Annotated in this window: 17 protein-coding genes; 12 read left to right on the top strand and 5 right to left on the bottom strand. The window is 56.7% G+C overall.

Annotated elements, in window-relative coordinates; all coding sequences use genetic code 11:
• Positions 1-96 precede the first annotated feature (96 nt).
• On the bottom strand, positions 97-972 hold the full coding sequence (locus ACRQ1B_RS08965) for a LysR family transcriptional regulator (RefSeq protein WP_432293241.1): 876 nt from the start codon (positions 970-972) through the stop codon (positions 97-99).
• 115 nt (positions 973-1,087) lie between these two features.
• Here ACRQ1B_RS08965 and ACRQ1B_RS08960 point away from each other — a divergent pair, with 115 nt between their 5' ends.
• The 5 genes from ACRQ1B_RS08960 to ACRQ1B_RS08940 all read left to right on the top strand — a co-directional run bounded on the left by ACRQ1B_RS08960 (position 1,088) and on the right by ACRQ1B_RS08940 (position 7,337).
• On the top strand, positions 1,088-2,584 hold the full coding sequence (locus tag ACRQ1B_RS08960) for a CoA-acylating methylmalonate-semialdehyde dehydrogenase (RefSeq protein WP_432293240.1): 1,497 nt from the start codon (positions 1,088-1,090) through the stop codon (positions 2,582-2,584).
• A 210-nt stretch (positions 2,585-2,794) separates the two neighbouring features.
• Positions 2,795-3,880, top strand: coding sequence for a YjgN family protein (locus ACRQ1B_RS08955; protein WP_432293239.1), 1,086 nt, complete (start codon positions 2,795-2,797; stop codon positions 3,878-3,880).
• Positions 3,870-4,931 carry a M48 family metallopeptidase gene (locus ACRQ1B_RS08950; protein WP_432293238.1) on the top strand — a complete coding sequence of 354 codons (1,062 nt, stop codon included), beginning with the start codon at positions 3,870-3,872 and terminating at the stop codon, positions 4,929-4,931. Before ACRQ1B_RS08955 ends, ACRQ1B_RS08950 begins: the two co-directional genes overlap by 11 nt.
• Positions 4,932-5,372: 441 nt before the next feature.
• Positions 5,373-5,852, top strand: coding sequence for an iron-responsive transcriptional regulator RirA (gene rirA / locus ACRQ1B_RS08945; protein ID WP_432293237.1), 480 nt, complete (start codon positions 5,373-5,375; stop codon positions 5,850-5,852).
• A gap of 825 nt (positions 5,853-6,677) precedes the next feature.
• Positions 6,678-7,337: a TetR/AcrR family transcriptional regulator gene (locus tag ACRQ1B_RS08940; RefSeq protein WP_432293236.1), complete on the top strand. Its 660-nt coding sequence runs from the start codon at positions 6,678-6,680 to the stop codon at positions 7,335-7,337.
• Positions 7,338-7,341: 4 nt separating this feature from the next.
• Here the strand turns inward: ACRQ1B_RS08940 and ACRQ1B_RS08935 are convergent, their stop codons facing one another.
• Entirely contained in the window at positions 7,342-8,589 is a 1,248-nt protein-coding gene (locus tag ACRQ1B_RS08935; RefSeq protein WP_432293235.1) for an NAD(P)/FAD-dependent oxidoreductase, read from the bottom strand.
• A gap of 160 nt (positions 8,590-8,749) precedes the next feature.
• Here ACRQ1B_RS08935 and ACRQ1B_RS08930 point away from each other — a divergent pair, with 160 nt between their 5' ends.
• Entirely contained in the window at positions 8,750-9,085 is a 336-nt protein-coding gene (locus ACRQ1B_RS08930) for a hypothetical protein (RefSeq protein ID WP_432293234.1), read from the top strand.
• A gap of 21 nt (positions 9,086-9,106) precedes the next feature.
• On the opposite strand, the gene ACRQ1B_RS08925 is transcribed toward ACRQ1B_RS08930, so the two are convergent.
• Both ACRQ1B_RS08925 and ACRQ1B_RS08920 read right to left on the bottom strand, forming a co-directional pair.
• The gene (locus ACRQ1B_RS08925) at positions 9,107-9,331 is read right to left on the bottom strand and encodes a hypothetical protein (RefSeq protein WP_432293233.1); all 225 of its coding nucleotides are present in this window, start codon (positions 9,329-9,331) and stop codon (positions 9,107-9,109) included.
• A gap of 127 nt (positions 9,332-9,458) precedes the next feature.
• Positions 9,459-10,112: a TetR/AcrR family transcriptional regulator gene (locus ACRQ1B_RS08920; RefSeq protein WP_432293232.1), complete on the bottom strand. Its 654-nt coding sequence runs from the start codon at positions 10,110-10,112 to the stop codon at positions 9,459-9,461.
• Positions 10,113-10,235: 123 nt separating this feature from the next.
• Between ACRQ1B_RS08920 and ACRQ1B_RS08915 the strand changes: the two genes are divergently transcribed.
• Entirely contained in the window at positions 10,236-10,469 is a 234-nt protein-coding gene (locus ACRQ1B_RS08915) for a tautomerase family protein (protein ID WP_432293231.1), read from the top strand.
• Between the two features lie 44 nt (positions 10,470-10,513).
• Here the strand turns inward: ACRQ1B_RS08915 and ACRQ1B_RS08910 are convergent, their stop codons facing one another.
• Positions 10,514-11,764 (bottom strand): D-amino acid dehydrogenase, encoded by a 1,251-nt coding sequence (locus tag ACRQ1B_RS08910; RefSeq protein WP_432293230.1) that lies wholly within the window; start codon positions 11,762-11,764, stop codon positions 10,514-10,516.
• Here ACRQ1B_RS08910 and ACRQ1B_RS08905 point away from each other — a divergent pair.
• The 5 genes from ACRQ1B_RS08905 to ACRQ1B_RS08885 all read left to right on the top strand — a co-directional run bounded on the left by ACRQ1B_RS08905 (position 11,763) and on the right by ACRQ1B_RS08885 (position 16,317).
• Complete coding sequence (locus ACRQ1B_RS08905; protein WP_432293229.1) at positions 11,763-11,951, top strand: hypothetical protein; 189 nt, start codon at positions 11,763-11,765, stop codon at positions 11,949-11,951. The two genes, ACRQ1B_RS08910 and ACRQ1B_RS08905, sit on opposite strands and share 2 nt — an antisense overlap.
• A gap of 56 nt (positions 11,952-12,007) precedes the next feature.
• The gene (locus ACRQ1B_RS08900; RefSeq protein WP_306834635.1) at positions 12,008-12,469 is read left to right on the top strand and encodes an Lrp/AsnC family transcriptional regulator; all 462 of its coding nucleotides are present in this window, start codon (positions 12,008-12,010) and stop codon (positions 12,467-12,469) included.
• A 177-nt stretch (positions 12,470-12,646) separates the two neighbouring features.
• Positions 12,647-14,785 carry a type VI secretion system tip protein TssI/VgrG gene (gene tssI / locus ACRQ1B_RS08895; protein WP_432293846.1) on the top strand — a complete coding sequence of 713 codons (2,139 nt, stop codon included), beginning with the start codon at positions 12,647-12,649 and terminating at the stop codon, positions 14,783-14,785.
• Between the two features lie 12 nt (positions 14,786-14,797).
• Positions 14,798-15,535: a hypothetical protein gene (locus ACRQ1B_RS08890; protein WP_432293228.1), complete on the top strand. Its 738-nt coding sequence runs from the start codon at positions 14,798-14,800 to the stop codon at positions 15,533-15,535.
• 170 nt (positions 15,536-15,705) lie between these two features.
• Positions 15,706-16,317, top strand: a complete 612-nt coding sequence (locus ACRQ1B_RS08885; protein ID WP_432293227.1) for a hypothetical protein — start codon at positions 15,706-15,708, stop codon at positions 16,315-16,317.
• Positions 16,318-16,376 lie beyond the last annotated feature (59 nt).

Genomic DNA, 16,376 nt, shown 5'->3' with positions numbered 1-16,376 from the left:
CCGCATCAGCGGCTGCTGAGGCGATGCCGGTTTGCGGGATGCCAAATTTATCCGTTTTTAGATACTCGTAAACTGGAAGCAGGCAGACTTTGCCTTTCAACCGTCAAGGCTGCGGCCTGCGATTTCCTGTAGAAAGGCGATGACGGTACGGATGCGCGGGAGGTCGCGCATGCTCTCGTGGTAGGTCGTCCAGTAGGACCGGCGAATGCAGATGGCAGGTAAGATCCGCTCGAGCGCATCGTCATCGCGCGCAATATAGTCATGCAGGATCGCAATGCCGGCACCGGCGCGAACGGCCTCCACCTGTCCGATCGCGCTGGAGATTTCGAAACCGGCATCCCAGTCGCGCATCACTTCGCCGGTAAAATTGAGCGATGGCGAGAAGATCAGGTCCTCCACATAACCGATGCGCGCATGGGCGCGCAGTTGCTCGACCGCTTGCGGGCGGCCGTGCCTGTCCAGATAATCACGCGAAGCATAAAGCCCGAGCGTATAATCGGTGAGCTTGGCCGATATCAGCCGCCCCTGCTGTGGCCTCTCGATCGTGATGGCGATATCCGCTTCGCGCTGCGACAGCGAAAAGGAACGCGGCACCGGCACCAGCTGCAGTTTCAGTTGCGGGTGCCGGATCGTCAGTTCTCCCAGGCGCGGCGCAAGAACCGATACGCCAAGGCCATCGGGTGCGCCGATGCGCACCGTGCCGGCGATTGCCGCATCGCCGGAACCGGTCACTGCCTGCATGCCCAGCATTTCCGCCTCCATCCGTTCGGCGCTGGCATAAAGCGTGTGGCCCTCCGGCGTCAGTTCGCAGCCGGTGGTGCGGCGGATCAGCAGCTGTGCCTTCATGTCGGTCTCCAGCGCGGTGATCCGGCGCCCGAGCGTTGCGTGATTGATGCCGAGCCGTCGCGAGGCAGCGAGGATCTGCCCTGTGCGCGCCACGGCCAGAAACATGCGGACATCATCCCAGTTCATCGAAACGCCTCAGGTTCGCAAGTGATGTCCAATTTTGCACAACGGATGCGTAAATTCCAGCGTTGCGCTGTGCAAATGTGAATGTCATCCTGCTGTCAATCAGATGGAGGACAGAATGGACACTCTCGGACATTTCATCGGCGGAAAGCATTTTGCCGGGACCAGCGGCCGCACGGCCGACGTCTTTAACCCCGCGACCGGCGAGGTTCAGGCCAAGGTGGCGTTGGCAAGCGTGGCAGATGTTCGCGTCGCCATCGAAAACGCCAGGCAAGCGCAGCCAAAGTGGGCGGCCACCAATCCTCAGCGCCGTGCCCGCGTGTTCATCAAGTTCGTCGAACTGCTCAACCAGCATATGGATGAACTGGCCACCATGCTGTCCAAGGAGCATGGCAAGACGGTCGAGGATTCGAAGGGCGATATTGTCCGTGGCCTCGAAGTCTGCGAATTCGTGATCGGCATTCCGCACCTGTCGAAGGGTGAGTTTACCGAAGGTGCCGGCCCTGCCATCGACATGTATTCGATCCGCCAGCCTGTCGGCATCGGCGCCGGCATCACGCCGTTCAACTTCCCGGGCATGATCCCGATGTGGATGTTTGCGCCGGCCATCGCATGCGGCAACGCCTTTATCCTGAAACCATCGGAACGCGACCCATCGCTGCCGCTGCGTCTGGCCGAACTGATGATCGAGGCAGGCCTGCCGGCCGGCATTCTCAATGTCGTCAACGGCGACAAGGAAGCCGTCGATGCACTTTTGACCGATCCAGATATCGGCGCGGTTTCTTTCGTCGGCTCCACGCCGATCGCCCGTTATGTCTATGGCACGGCGGCTGCAAACGGCAAACGCGCCCAGTGCTTCGGCGGCGCCAAGAACCACATGATCATCATGCCGGACGCTGATCTCGATCAGGCCGTCAACGCGCTGATGGGGGCAGGTTATGGTTCTGCCGGCGAGCGCTGCATGGCGGTGTCGGTGGCCGTACCGGTGGGCGAGGAAACCGCAAACCGTCTCGTCGAGAAGCTCACGCCAAAAATCGAGGCACTGCGGGTCGGCCCCTATACCGACGACAAGGCCGATATGGGCCCGGTCGTCACCAGGGAAGCCAAGGCGCGCATCGAAAGCCTGATCGATCGCGGCGTGGAAGAGGGCGCAAAACTCGTCGTCGATGGCCGTGGCTTCAAGCTGCAGGGTTATGAGAATGGTTATTTTGTCGGCGGCACGCTGTTCGACAACGTCACGCCGGACATGGACATCTACAAACAAGAGATCTTTGGGCCGGTTCTCTCGGTCGTGCGCGCCGCCAATTATGAAGAGGCGATCGATCTGCCGATGAAGCATGAATATGGCAATGGCGTCGCCATCTTCACGCGCGACGGTGATGCGGCCCGCGATTTCGCCTCCCGCATCAATATCGGCATGATCGGCATCAACGTGCCGATCCCGGTTCCGCTCGCCTATCATTCCTTCGGCGGCTGGAAGGCATCCTCCTTCGGCGATCTCAACCAGCACGGCACCGATTCGATCAAGTTCTGGACCAAGACCAAGACGATCACCGCACGCTGGCCGTCAGGCATCAAGGATGGTGCTGAATTCGTCATGCCGGTCATGAAGTGACGGCAGGAAATAACCTTAGGATACAAATGCTTACAGGGGCGGCGCGAGCCGCCCTTTGGCGTCGTGAGAGAGATGGTCGCCTGTTGATAAGTGGAGGGTAAAACTCCCCTTTCAGTAAGATGTGATTGAAATGTATTTTTCTTGCGCTATTTGCCGCACCCGATCAGAGGGCTGCCGTTTTTCGCGGCATTTGAAGGATTGGGGAAATACATGTCTTTTTCTGACTCGGCGCCACAGGCGTCCGGCAAGCTGGAACGTGCGTCCTTTTCGGGCAATGCCCGCGAATATTTCGGCATCTGGATCGTCAACGTTCTGCTGACGATCATAACACTCGGCATCTATTCGGCATGGGCCAAGGTGCGCCGCAACCGTTACTTTTACGGCAATACCGTTATTGCCGATCGCGCCTTCGAATATCATGCCACCGGCAAGCAGATCTTCATCGGCCGCCTGATCGTCGTCGGTTTCTTTATCGTCACCAATATCCTGACGACGATCTTCCCGCCCTTCGGCCTTGTGGTGTTTCTCATCATCCTTGTCGCACTGCCGTGGCTGATCCAGCGCAGCCTGCGCTTCAGTGCTCGCGTCACCAGTTATCGCAATGTGCGTTTCGATTTCACAGGCTCGACCGGTGGTGCCTTCGTTTCGGTCCTGCTCGGCAGCATGGTGGCCTCGATCTCCTTCGGCATTCTGGCGCCGCTCGCCAGCCGCTGGGTCTGGCGTTATGTTTTCAACAACCTGCATTACGGTGACCGCCCGTTTGTGACCGATCCGAAGATCAAGTCGCTTTATGGCGTCTGGATCCTGCCGGCGGCGCTGATCGTTGTCGGCACCATTCTGATCGTCGGTATCGGTTTTGCCGCTGCTTCCGCAACGCAGGCCATGTCCAATCCTGATCTTGCTGAGGACATGGATGCTTTCGCCGCGAGCTTCAGCGCATTCCATTGGGGCATCCTGTTCGTCTTCGTTGCCTATGGTCTTGCCGGTCTGCTTTATCGTATCGGCGTGCGCAATGTCGTGTTTTCCGCCACCACGCTGGATGCCAAGCATCAGCTGGTCAGCGATGCGCCGCGTTTCCAGTATGCCTGGATCGCCATTTCCAACGTCATCGTCACGGTTCTGACGCTCAGCCTGATGCGTCCCTGGGCAGCCGTGCGCATGGCCCGCTTCATGGCCATTCACACCGGCGTCATTGTTGTCGGCGATCTGGGTGAGGTATTGTCTTCGATGGAAGCAAGCGGCTCTGCGGTCAGTGCCGAATATCTTGATCTGGAAGGGTTCGACTTTGGTTTCTGACGGCACAGTGATCGCGCGCGGCGAATGGCACCCTGCTCATTCCAGCCGCGCGGTCGCCGCGGATCTTCGTGAACAGCAGGGCCAGCTGGCCGCCGTCTGCGACGGCGCCACGCTGGCTTCCGGCCGTCGCGAGGAGATCGACATCACGCCGCGGGTCGGTTCGATCCCGCGGCGCCTGACATTTATAGACGGTTCGGTCTTCGAGACCCGCGACAACGATGCGATCGATGCGCTCGCCACCCGCCATGGCGGAAAACGCAGCGGTTTTGTCCATCGTCTTGAGCAGTTTCATCCCCGCCTGATCGCTTTCACGCTTGCCGTCATTCTTCTGGCGGTCGGGATCTATCGGTATGCCCTGCCGGTCATGGTGGAGGTGGCTGTGCTGGTAACGCCGCCGGTCGTGCCGGACATGATCGGCGCAAGCACGCTTGCATCGCTTGAAAAGACCCTTCTGCGCCCAAGCGAACTGCCGGAAGCGGACCAGAACGCCATCCGTGCCGAATTCGCGGCGCTGGCCAAAAATGCCAGGGGGGGAGAGCCTGCCTATACATTGCTGTTCCGCAACGCCCGGCTGATGGGGCCGAATGCCTTTGCGCTGCCGAATGGCACCCTGGTTCTGACCGATGATCTTGTCGAACTGTCCAAGGGCGACCGCCAGATGGTGCTCGGCGTCCTCGGCCACGAGATCGCCCATGTGGAGGGTGAGCACAGCCTGCGGCAGATCTATCGCGTCGCCGGTTTTGCGGCGCTTGTCATGCTGATCGCGGGTGACGTCGGCTCAGGCGTCGAGGATATTCTTGCGCAGGGTGGTACGCTGGTGGCGCTGTCCTATTCCCGCGGCGCGGAAGAAGAGGCCGATCGCCGTTCCGTCGAGCTGATGAAGGCCGCTGGTTACGAACCGGCAGCATTGGCGCGTTTCTTCGCCATACTCGAAGAGAAACTCGGCGATCGAAACGAGACCAGCATGCTGTCGACTCATCCGGGAACGCCGGCCCGCCAGCAATATATTCGGGATTATGCCCAGCAGCTTGAGGGGACTGTTAAGGATTAGTGACAATGTACGGCTTTGACACATTGACCTGACAGGACATCGGACTAATTTAGCGACCGAGTACCGAGTGGGGGAGTTCTGCGTCATGGTTTATGAGTGGGATGCCAAGCGCGCACGCCGCGCACAGCTTGGCAGGATCGGGTTTGCCTTCGCTGCAGCCGGTGGTTTGCTGGCCTTCGCATTCTGGCTGTTTTCCGCCACCTGATGGACAATTGTAGGCGGCGCGTCCAAAAGACGCGACAGGTCGGGCTTGTGGTACAGGGGTTTTCGGGCATATAAGAAAAAACTGGAGTACGGTGGTCATCAAAAAAGATGGCACGCTGTGGTGCGTGTTCATCGCGCCGACACATTCCTGTCCGCCCAACGACAATTTTGTTTTTTGGAATTGTTCAAAACTAGCAAAACCCCTATATAGGACTTCAAGAGTCTCTGGAGACGAAGATGCGCCTGACCAAACAGACCAATTATGCCGTCCGCATGCTGATGTATTGCGCTGCAAACGAAGGCCACTTGAGCCGCATTCCCGAGATCGCCAAAGCTTATGGCGTGTCCGAGCTGTTTCTGTTCAAGATCCTGCAGCCTTTGACCAAGGCCGGTCTGGTGCAGACGGTGCGTGGACGCAATGGTGGCGTCAAGCTTGGTCGTGACGCTGCCAAGATCACCCTGTTCGATGTCGTCAAGGTCACCGAAGACAGCTTTGCCATGGCAGAGTGCTTCGAGGATGGCGTTGCCGAATGTCCGCTGGTTGACAGCTGCGGCCTCAATGCCGCGCTTCGCAAGGCGCTCAATGCCTTTTTCGACGTCCTGGCCGATTACACGATTGACGATCTGGTCAAGGCACGTCCGCAGATCAACTTCCTTCTTGGCCTCGATGAGTTTCCGCCGGCATCGGCACCCGAGCTTCGCGCTCCGGCCGCCTGATCCGTCTGGCTGTAAAGCCGGTCCATAAAACCAGATTTTTTTGAAAGCCGCGGAGCAATCCGCGGCTTTTTGCATATGTGCAAAACGGCTAAAGGGCGATTCGCGCGAATTGGGTGAGGTGCTAAGGCACCGCGTTGTCATTTTCACCGTCCACTGGTGGCAAGATTAGCCGGCTTGCGCGCGATGAGGGTCTTTTCAGCGTAAAAATAATGTTAATCGATGTATATTCTTATGTTGTCATTGAACCGTTTTGTTCGATGAAGTACATATTCCTCATAAAGGAAGTGGTTGCATTTATTGGTTGAGGTGGCGGTACAATTTCACGGTGCAGTTAATGTTTCCGAGGTCGAATACTCCGGGGAACTACATGCGGCACTAATGATTTGTCTGGCGTTGATTTGCAGGTCATCGAAAATCCTTGCGTTTGCACATTTCCAATTTGTTGTCGGATTTTTGAGGTCCGTCGCTTCGGGAAGTGAAGCAGTTGTTCTGCGGAGCTTTAGAGTGGTGGGTTTTCGATAATCTGTCGGATTGGTGAAACTGTTTCCAACAGCTGCTCGTCTGTTCTTGGGCAGGTGGAGGAAAGGTGTCGGATCACCCTCCGAAACGAGGTTTGTGAGACAGCCGGTTCGGGCTGTTGCGCAAGCCGGTCATAAATAGACACCATGCGGTCTCTCCCGCCTGGTGGAAAATAAAACAAGGAGGAGGTGATCCGTTCGTGGCGCACTTCCGTACAGTAGTCAGGTTTAGGAATGCGTATCCGGGTACCGCGTCTGTTCTGGGAACAACGCCTCCGCTACGTCGAATAACGGTTTGAGGAATATTATGCCAGGTCTCGGTCATGACAGTGGAAGTTCGTCGTCGCTCCGTCGCGTTCCCAAACAGGGAAGAAGCCGTGACCGGATCGACGAAATCCTGAAGGTTTCGATGCATCTGATTGGTGAAAAGGGCATCGATGCCGTCACCATGAAGGAAATCGCCGCCCTTTCCGGCGGTCCGATCGCGTCTGTCTATCAATACTTCCCGAACAAGTCGGCGATTATTGCGATGCTTTACGATCGCTATGTCGAGCAGACGCGTTTGATCATCAGCAAGTCGATCAGCAATATCTCGTCGGCGGACGACGCGTTGGATGCCACCGACACGATGTTCGACGTCTATTACAACAATTTGCGCCAGAACCCTTCGACGCAGGATCTTTTGAACGCGATCCAGGCTGACAAGAACCTGGCCGATCGCGATATCGAGGAAACCCGCTACCAGTCGGACAATTTCTACGACGCCACGGAGCAGTTCATTCCCGAGCAGATGCGCGATGCCTATCGCCGCACCCTGTTTCTGATGTTCCATATGGCGTCGGCAACCCTGCGTCTGGCCCTCATGGTTTCGGAAAAGGAAGGCGAGGTTCTCGTCTCGCAGTTCAAGGCCGTCGTGCGCGCTCAGGCCAGCTATTATTTCGAAGGCAAGTTCCCCGCTTCCATGTGAACCGCTAGGCCCGAAACCGTTCGGGCCTATAGGCTGAAATGTCGATGACCGGTTGTTCTCCGGTCATCGTTTCCGCCAGCACCCGGCCGGTTATCGGCCCGAGTGTCAGGCCGTGATGCGCATGGCCGAAGGCGAACCACAGGCCGCGATGGCGCGGCGCCTTGCCGATCACCGGCATCATGTCCGGCGTACAGGGGCGTGCCCCCATCCACGGTTCCTTGTCGAGCCGTTCTCCCAAAGGAAAGACTTTTCGCGCAATCGCTTCGGCCCGGGCGAGCTGTACCGGTGTTTTCGGTGCGTCGCGCAATGCAAATTCGGCGCCCGTCGTCAGCCGTATTCCTTGGTCCATCGGCGCCAGCAGGTAACCACGCTCGGCATCCATCAGCCAGTTGTTGAGTTTTGCGCCGTACCTTGCCCCGTAATGCATGTGGTAACCGCGCTTGACGCCGACGAGATACCGGTAGCCGAGCGGCACGGTGACGGTGTCCGACCATGGCCCGAGCGCGACCACCACGTCCTCGCCCTGCACCGGGCCATCCTTGCTGGAAACCTGCCAGCCATTGGAAACGGGTGTCAGCGTCTTCGCGTCGCCCTGCACGAAACGGCCGCCCAGTTTCTCGAACAGCGCCACGTAGGCTTGCGTCAGTGCCAGCGGATCAAGCACTGACCATGGATCGCGCCATGTCAGGCCGCCCGCGAAGTCGCTGCTCAGGCTCGGTTCCCGCCGGGCCAGTTCCGCATTGTCCAGCGCGTCGAAGGCAAGACCGTATTCAGCCTGCTTTTTCCGGGCGGCCGCAAGTTCGGCATCCAGTGCGGCTTGTGAACGAAACACCTCCATCCAACCATCCTTGCGGATGAGATGGCTTGCCCCGGCCGCTTCAATCAGATCACCATGTTCAGAGATCGAATGCTCGATCAGTGGCGCGTATGATCTTGTGATCATCGCGTGGCGGGCCGCATTGGAATGCCACCAGTAGCGCAACAGGAAGGGTGCAGCCTTCGGCATGGCCCGGGCATGGTAAAAGGCATCGACTCTGGTGTTCAGCGCATATCGCAGCAGCATGCCGATCTGCTGCGGAAAACCATAGGGCACCACGCCTTCGCGCTGGATCAGCCCGGCATTGCCATAGGAGGTTTCCTCGCCGGCACCACGGCGATCCACCAGCACAACCGACTTGCCGCGCCGCGCCAGATGGATGGCGGTCGAAACGCCGATAATGCCAGCGCCGAGAACGATCACATCCGCTGTCATGGGAACCTGCCTGTCTGTCTTCGAGCGTGTGCGCCGGATCAATCTGCATCTTACAGTCTACGCGACTGCCGGCAAGCAAGGGTTACGGCGGTGAGGCCATGCGTTGTGATGGAACCGATAAAGCCGCCACCTGTTGGAAAAGCAGCAAAGGAGGTCGATCATGACCAGAAACCTGAAAAAATGGGTCTTTGCCGCCGGCGCGATGGCCATCGTTGTCTTGGTGCCGGAGCTGGCGCTTGCCCAGACCCAGACTTCGCCCTCGGTCAATAACCAGGATTGCGCGGCGCCCGCCGATCCGTCGCAGAAAAGCGACCGTGTGCCCAAGGAAGGCGAAAACCTGTCGCGGAAGCTCGATGACTGCAAAGGTGTGCTGAAGGCGCCTGAAGCCGGCGACAGGGGTATTGTCGCGCCGGCTCCCGAGACCGGCAATACGCGGGTGATCAAGCCGGACGATGTGCCGGATAACGCCAATCCCTCGAATGGATCGGGTGGGTAGGGTAGGAGTGACGGAAGATGTTCAAGTCCCCGTCGCAGCTGCCGGGTCTATCATCGGATCCAGCATCGATTTGAGTTCTTCCTTTTCGCGGATACCGAACAGGAACCAGTTGATCAACTGGTCGGCGACAGCCTTTGCGGCATCGCTGTCCGGCGCGATCTCCCGCTCGCGACAGACCTCTGACAGGACCTCGTGCAGAAACGACAGGTCATTGCTGTCGATGATATCGTTGGACGCGAATGACATCGTGCATCTCCATCTCGGCCTGCCCGGCATTCCTTCCGTTTGCCTGCCCGCAGCCTCTCGAACATTGTCCTGAAATGGCAACGCGGCTTTTCGCCCGCGGTTCCATTCCCGTCGGCATGAGGCGCCGTCAGTTGGTTGTGAGATAGGCGAGAATGGTATCCGCCGCCATGCTGCGGTGTCGCATGTAGGTCTGCGGCTCTGAAAGGTCGCAATGAAACAGTGCGCCGAACGTATGGCGATTGGAAACGCGGAAAAAACAGAGTGCACTGATCATCATATGCAGGTCCAGCGGATCGATCCTGCGACAGAAGACACCCTCGTCATAACCACGACAGAGAATATCCTCGAGAACGCGGATGACGGATATGTTCAGATCGCGCAGCTCGGCCGAGCGCTTCATATGCACGGCGTTGTTGATGTTTTCGCTGCTGACGATGCGGATGAAATCGGGGTTCTGCTCGTCATGATCGAAAGTGCTGTAGATGAGCTCCCGCAAGGCGTCTGCCGGCTGCATGGCGGCAAGCTGAAGATCGTCCTCGCGCGAACGGGTGCGGCGATAGGCGCGTTCCAGCACAGCCAGATACAGCTCTTCCTTGCCCCCGAAATAATAATAGATCATCCGTTTGGAGGTTTTTGTTTTCTCCGCGATCGCATCCACACGGGCGCCCGCCAGCCCGAATTGTGCGAACTCCGCGGTGGCCACGGCGAGAATGTCTTCCCGGGTTTTTTCCGGATCGTTTTTGCGCGTTCGTCCGGTCGACGGTGCTGCCGTCCTGTCCATATGCCTCTGCCTTGCCGGACACGCCGGCTTGAATTTCCAAATTGCCGTTGTCTGGCAATGTTGTAATTCACTCACATCCGGGCATCAATCGAAACGGCCCGACGAGGCGACAAAGGAGCACCCATGCCGCATGTGATCGTAAAAATGTTTGCCGGCAAGACGGAAGAGCAGAAACAGGCGCTGGCGGTAGAGATCCAGAAAGCGCTGATGACGGTGATCGGCTCGACGGAAAAGTCGATTTCGGTGGCGATCGAGGATGTCGATCCGGCGGAGTGGACAGAAAAGGTTTATGTGCCGGAGATCGCCGGCAAGCCGGATCTGATCTACAAAAAGCCGGGTTATGATCCCTTTGCCTGAGCGGCGCGGGCAGGCGGCGCGGTTTGCGCCGCCAACGGAAACATTCAGGCGTAGCGGCTGACGGAAAGGTCGCTCGCATCGATTTCCGGTGCGCGGCCGCTGACGAGGTCGGCGATGACGCGTGCCGAACCGGTGCTCATGGTCCAGCCCAGCGTGCCGTGGCCGGTATTGAGGTAAAGGCCCTTGATGTGCGTGCCGCCGATGATCGGCGTACCATCCGGCGTCATCGGGCGCAGGCCCGACCAGAACTCGCCCTTGCCGGCCTCGCCGCCTGGAAACAGGTCCATCACCGAATGTTCCAGCGTGCGGCGGCGGGCAAGACCCAGATCGTTGGTATAACCGGAAATCTCCGCCATGCCGCCGACGCGGATACGGTCGCCCAGCCGCGTAATGGCGATCTTGTAGGTCTCGTCCATCACGGTGGATTCCGGCGCGCGGCTCGGATCGGTGATCGGAATGGTCAGCGAATACCCCTTGACCGGATAGACCGGCAGGTTGATGCCGAAAGACTTGACCAGCAGCGGCGAATAGCTGCCAAGCGCTACCACGACGGCATCCGACTTGATGTCGCCCTTGTCGGTGTGAACACCCGACACCGCGCCGCCGGAAATATCGACCGCCTTGATCGTGTGGCCCCAGAGGAATTTCACGCCCAGCGTCTCGGCCTTGGCCGCCAGCGCATTGGTGAACTTGAAGCAGTCGCCGGTTTCGTCCTTCGGCGTCAAAAGCCCGCCGACGATCTTGTGGCGCACATGCGAAAGCGCAGGCTCCACCCGCACACAGCCGTCACGGTCCAGCACCTCATACGGCACGCCGTCTGCAGCCAGTGCCTTCACATCCTTGGCGGATGCATCCAGCTGTTCCTGTGTGCGGAACAGCTGCAGCGTGCCCTGCATGCGCTCGTCATAGGCAATGCCGGTCTCTTCACGCACATCCGCCAGCGTGATGCGGGCGTAATCGGCCAGCCGCAGCATGCGGCTCTTGTTGATCGCGTAACGGTCCGACGTGCAGTTCATCAGCATTTTCAGCATCCACGACAGCATCGCCGCATCCATTTTCGGACGCAGGATGAGGGGGGCGTGCTTCATGAACAGCCACTTCATCGCCTTGTGCGGAATGCCGGGCGCTGCCCATGGCGAGCAATACCCGAACGACACCTCGCCGGCATTGGCAAAGCTGGTTTCCAGCGCCGGACCCGGCTGGCGGTCGATCACCGTCACCTCATGTCCGGCCTTGGCGAGCTGATAGGCGGATGTCACGCCGATAATGCCGGCGCCGAGAATGGAGACTTTCATGCGGTCCTCAATGGTTCATGCCGGAAAGACCACGATACTGCAAAACACAGCTTTGGCCGAGTCCGCCTCGCAGCCGCTGCGTCTGAAAACGCTTGGAACCACTCTGCATCATCCGTTCCCGTCATTATTGACTTATGAAAGCAGCTTATTGAAACGATCACGCAATATCCCGCCGATTATTGCTTGATCATTGCGGATGAACATGTTTTTCGGAATGATCATCGAAATTTTGGAACAATCAGCATGTCTGCCATAGACGCCACCGACCGCGATATCATCCGCCTGCTGCGGCTGAACGCCCGCATGAGCAATGCCAAGATCGCAGCCGAAGTGGGCTTGTCGCCATCCGCCTGCCTGCGGCGCATCAACCTTCTGGAAAAGGCAGGCGTGATCAAGGGTTATACGGCGCTGATCGAAAGTGCGGGCGGCAACACGATCGCGGTCATCATCAACATCACTTTGGAGCGCCAGACCGAGGATCATCTCAACCGCTTCGAGGCGGCGATTAGAAAACACCCGGAAATCCGCGAATGTTTTCTCATGACCGGCGATTCCGATTATCTCCTGAGAGTGGAGGTGGAAAGCGCACTGGAATTCGAGCGGATACACAAGGAGATACTCTCGGCGCTTCCCGGCGTGCTGCGCATCCATTCCAGCTTTTCGATCCGCAACGTGCTGGCGACCCGGCCAAAGGGGCGGCGATAGAGCCTTTTCATGCCGAAATTCTAAAATTCCCGTAAAAACACCCTATCTCAAGATACCGCCCATTTAAGGTTGATTTGCCGCCTTGGCGCCATATTTTTCCCCGCACAGAAGATTTTGCATTTTGCGCTGCCGACGATCCGGCAGGTGTTTTACTTTTGGGAATTGCCGGGGCAACTCATGGACAACGCATCTTCCGCCGCCGATTTTATCCAGGCGAGCCGTATCCTGAAGATCAATTCGCCGCTGGGAGAAGACCAGCTTCTGCCCGAACGCGTGACAATCCAGGAAGGCATTTCCTCCCTGTTCGAGATCCATCTCGTCGCCCGCACCAAGAAGGAGCAGATCAAGCCGGAAGACCTGATCGGCCGCCTGCTCGATGTCTCGGTGGAAGTGCAGCAGGGTGACGGCGAAGATATCCCGGCCATCCGCCGCCCGTTCAATGGTCTCGTTACCGAACTCAACGAAGGCCCGCCGATCACCCGCGGCCTGCGCTCCTACGCCATGGTTCTGCGCCCGCAGATGTGGCTGCTGACCCGCCGTTCCGACTGCCGCATCTGGATGGACAAGACCTCGATCGAGATCGCCGAAATCCTGTTTTCCGAGCACGGCATTCCGGCACCGGATACGTCTGGCGTCATCACATCTCCGCCCAAACAACACTATTCGGTCCCGTTCAACGAGCGAGATTTTGACTATCTCTGCCGTCGTTTTGAAGAGGATGGCCTGTTCTACTGGTTCAGCCACGAGGACGGCAAGCACAAGCTGCATGTGGCCGATACCGCCAATGGCTGGCTTGGCCCGTCAGCCTCGGCACAGGGAGAAAAGAGAGTGCGCCTGGCGCAAGGTTCGTCCGACCGCAACCATATCAACGAATGGGCCCGCCGTTTTTCCTACGTACCGGGCCAGCGCGCCGGCGCCGACTGGAATTTCGAGACCCCGCGCATGGTGCCGGGCACGATGACGCCATCGCTGGTGCAGATGCCGGACGCGACCAAGCGCGAGCTTTACGAATATCCGGCCCGCATCTCATCCGTTGCTGAAGCAGAACGTGCGCAAAAACTGCGCGCCCAGGCATCGGAAGCCGACCACGACCGCGTCTTCGGCGCCTCCACCAGCCGCATCATCGAGACTGGCCGTCGGTTCACGCCATATGAAGTCGCGCATCCGGATCATGCCTATGAAGAACATGTGATCATCAAGTCGATCCAGACGGTGGTCGACCGCTCCTATGAGACCAACAGCAACGAACCGGAATATCGCAACGAGTTCGAAGCCGTGCCCTCGCGCGTGCCGATGACGCCCCACCGGGAAACGAAACGTCCGCGCATCGAAGGCACGCAGGTGGCGATCGTGGCCGGCCCTGAAGGCGAGGAGATCCATCCCGACCAGTATGGCCGCATCAAAGTGTGGTTCCCATGGGACCGGAAGGCCAAGAAGGACGGATCGGACACCTGCTGGGTGCGCGTGGCGCAGAACTGGGCCGGCTCCACATGGGGTGGCCAGGTTATCCCGCGCATCGGCATGGAGGTGATGATTGCCTATGTCGATGGGGATCCGGATCGGCCGCTTGTGACGGGCGTGGTGCCGAATGCGATGCAGAAAGTGCCGTATGATCTGCCGGCGAACAAGACGAAGAGCGTTTTTCGCACGAACAGCCACAAAGGTTTCGGGTTTAACGAGCTAACATTTGAGGATGATTCTGGACGCGAAACAATATATGTGCACGCTGAAAAAGATATTGTCCGAGAGATCGAGAATGATGACGATTCATTCATAGGGCGCAATAGGACGACGGTTATTAGAGGGTCTGAGACGCACCAAGTAGAAAAAGATGAAACTCGGTATGTTAATGGCGATTTTTCTATTTTTTCGGGACATGTGAATTATTCAAATGCGATAATTTCAGGAGCAATAAGTCATACTGATAGATTTTACAGTAAGGGTCTTGATGAGTTTAGGGCTATACTTGGAAGTGAGGCCGGGTCCGGCAATGTAACAATCGGTGCGGACGCGGGTATGCTTCTGAGTGGTACTGCCGGCATTGCGATGACGTCAGCGGGTATGTTTGGTGGCAGCTTTGTGTCGGGAATTACGTTGTCAACTTCCGCGGATATGCACCTTTTCGTCGAAAATAGGTCTTTGGAGCAGGTTGGGTCGACCAAGATCTTAAATGCTGAAGATCGAATACGCTTTGAATGCGGCAAGTGCGTAATTGAAATGACCTCTGATGGGAAGGTTAAAATATCCGGTGTCGCTTTGGATGTGGAGTTCAGTGAGTCGATCAAGCTCAAGGCTGGACGTATAGACATAAACTAACGGAGTTTTGAAATGACTGATACTCACGAGGCATCCCCTACGGCTAAAGAGGAGCTTGATAAGTTTCTAGTGGAAACCCAAGATTTGGGTAATGCAGAGCTATTGGAGGCGGCAATTTCATTAGCTTCATCGTTGGGAATAAGTCATGATAGCTTTAAGGGTAGGGAACGCGATGCATTGCAATCGCTGGTCGGCGTCGCAACTTATTACAGGCTGGGAGATCGTGAAAGACAAGCGGTTCTTCAGTATACGCATAATACGTTTTTTCTAAATGCAAACGACAAGTTAAACCGTCCGGCATTTGTTCTGGAGGTCAGAACCCAGATATCGCATATGATGGTTCAGCCTGCTTGGTATCAGACCAGCGTAAGTAATAAAGATTTGAAAGAGAATGCGATTCTCTGGGGGGTCATTAGGGTTATTGCCAACATACTTACTAAGGGTGTGCCTGCTGGGGCTGGGGCTACCGCGACGGCAGGTAAGATATTGATGCCTAAAAGAACAGATGAAATTGTAAAGAAAATCTATAATCAAACAAAAGATTTGCGTAATGCAGGCAGGATTGGAAGTTTTTCTCCGCCGGGGATATTTCTAACGGTCGGCATAATGGTGGCGACGTCTCAATACGGGGCAATGATGAAGGAGGTGGAGTTAAGAATTGATAGGGGGCAGATGACGAGCAAAGATAGGAGGGATATTCAGGAATCTATAAAAGATAAAACTTATGGACTTAGTGATTATTTTTTATGATGTTGTTGTTTGCTAAAATAATTTTATTGATTGTGTTTTTATCAGCTTCGATAAGTTATTTTAATTCAGTGAAATTTTCAATTTTAAGTGTTTTATTTTATTTTTTATTTATTTTTTTATTTACGAAATTTGTTGGTTTTGTTTACGGAAAAATCGACGGCGAGTGATCAATGAAGTTAAAAGGGGCATTTTATAGGATGAAATGTAGATCGCTTAAAGTGGTCGCGTTACTCTTGGTGTCCTTCTTATTTGTAGGGTTGCCGACTGAAGCGCATCAATCTGAGACTTTACGTAAAACGCATGAGGTGTCTCAGTTCGAAAGCTTCTTGCAACGGCTGAAGGATGATCCGCCGCCTTGGGCCGATCAGGCTGGCTTGGCGCAATGGCTTGGGGCTTACGGGGCGATCAAAGTTTCGTCCGAGGCTGGTTGCGTCTCGACAATCATGCTCTCGCGTCCGAGTGCTCTTTCTGCATTCGAAATGGTTGGAGCCAAATTATCTGTTTCATGCAACCAATCACAAAATAACAGAAATGTCGCTTCTATATTCATGCAAGGTCAGCCCGGCGGCCCGCTTCGCGAGGCGGAGGTTCGGGCGGCATTGTCTGAAGTTCTAGGGCCGAAAAACGATAAATGTAGTGATGATGAGAGAGACGCTTGGATTGTTTCGGATGCCATGTCGATCACGCTGATTTCTCCTTTTTATCCGACGTTCGCAGTAGTTGTCTTCGATGCCCCGGTCACAAACTTGGCTTGTGATTCGGTAAGTCTAGGAGTGAACTAGGCAGTGTCCTCATAAACGGGGTTCATCTTATTGGCGGTGTGTGATTCAATCTCCTTGAA

Source organism: Endobacterium panacihumi, from assembly GCF_050847465.1.
GTDB lineage: Bacteria > Pseudomonadota > Alphaproteobacteria > Rhizobiales > Rhizobiaceae > Neorhizobium > Neorhizobium panacihumi.
The sequence above is the reverse complement of the archived record's forward strand: the minus strand, read 5'-3'. Positions and strand labels throughout refer to the sequence as shown.

Excerpts from the sequence above, each read along its gene's own strand:
- ACRQ1B_RS08965 (WP_432293241.1), bottom strand. The coding sequence starts at position 972 with ATGAACTGGGATGATGTCCGCATGTTTCTGGCCGTGGCGCGCACAGGG.
- ACRQ1B_RS08960 (WP_432293240.1), top strand. The coding sequence starts at position 1,088 with ATGGACACTCTCGGACATTTCATCGGCGGAAAGCATTTTGCCGGGACC.
- ACRQ1B_RS08955 (WP_432293239.1), top strand. The coding sequence starts at position 2,795 with ATGTCTTTTTCTGACTCGGCGCCACAGGCGTCCGGCAAGCTGGAACGT.
- rirA (WP_432293237.1), top strand. The coding sequence starts at position 5,373 with ATGCGCCTGACCAAACAGACCAATTATGCCGTCCGCATGCTGATGTAT.
- ACRQ1B_RS08940 (WP_432293236.1), top strand. The coding sequence starts at position 6,678 with ATGCCAGGTCTCGGTCATGACAGTGGAAGTTCGTCGTCGCTCCGTCGC.
- ACRQ1B_RS08935 (WP_432293235.1), bottom strand. The coding sequence starts at position 8,589 with ATGACAGCGGATGTGATCGTTCTCGGCGCTGGCATTATCGGCGTTTCG.
- ACRQ1B_RS08930 (WP_432293234.1), top strand. The coding sequence starts at position 8,750 with ATGACCAGAAACCTGAAAAAATGGGTCTTTGCCGCCGGCGCGATGGCC.
- ACRQ1B_RS08925 (WP_432293233.1), bottom strand. The coding sequence starts at position 9,331 with ATGTCATTCGCGTCCAACGATATCATCGACAGCAATGACCTGTCGTTT.
- ACRQ1B_RS08920 (WP_432293232.1), bottom strand. The coding sequence starts at position 10,112 with ATGGACAGGACGGCAGCACCGTCGACCGGACGAACGCGCAAAAACGAT.
- ACRQ1B_RS08915 (WP_432293231.1), top strand. The coding sequence starts at position 10,236 with ATGCCGCATGTGATCGTAAAAATGTTTGCCGGCAAGACGGAAGAGCAG.
- ACRQ1B_RS08905 (WP_432293229.1), top strand. The coding sequence starts at position 11,763 with ATGCGGTCCTCAATGGTTCATGCCGGAAAGACCACGATACTGCAAAAC.
- ACRQ1B_RS08910 (WP_432293230.1), bottom strand. The coding sequence starts at position 11,764 with ATGAAAGTCTCCATTCTCGGCGCCGGCATTATCGGCGTGACATCCGCC.
- ACRQ1B_RS08900 (WP_306834635.1), top strand. The coding sequence starts at position 12,008 with ATGTCTGCCATAGACGCCACCGACCGCGATATCATCCGCCTGCTGCGG.
- tssI (WP_432293846.1), top strand. The coding sequence starts at position 12,647 with ATGGACAACGCATCTTCCGCCGCCGATTTTATCCAGGCGAGCCGTATC.
- ACRQ1B_RS08890 (WP_432293228.1), top strand. The coding sequence starts at position 14,798 with ATGACTGATACTCACGAGGCATCCCCTACGGCTAAAGAGGAGCTTGAT.
- ACRQ1B_RS08885 (WP_432293227.1), top strand. The coding sequence starts at position 15,706 with ATGAAGTTAAAAGGGGCATTTTATAGGATGAAATGTAGATCGCTTAAA.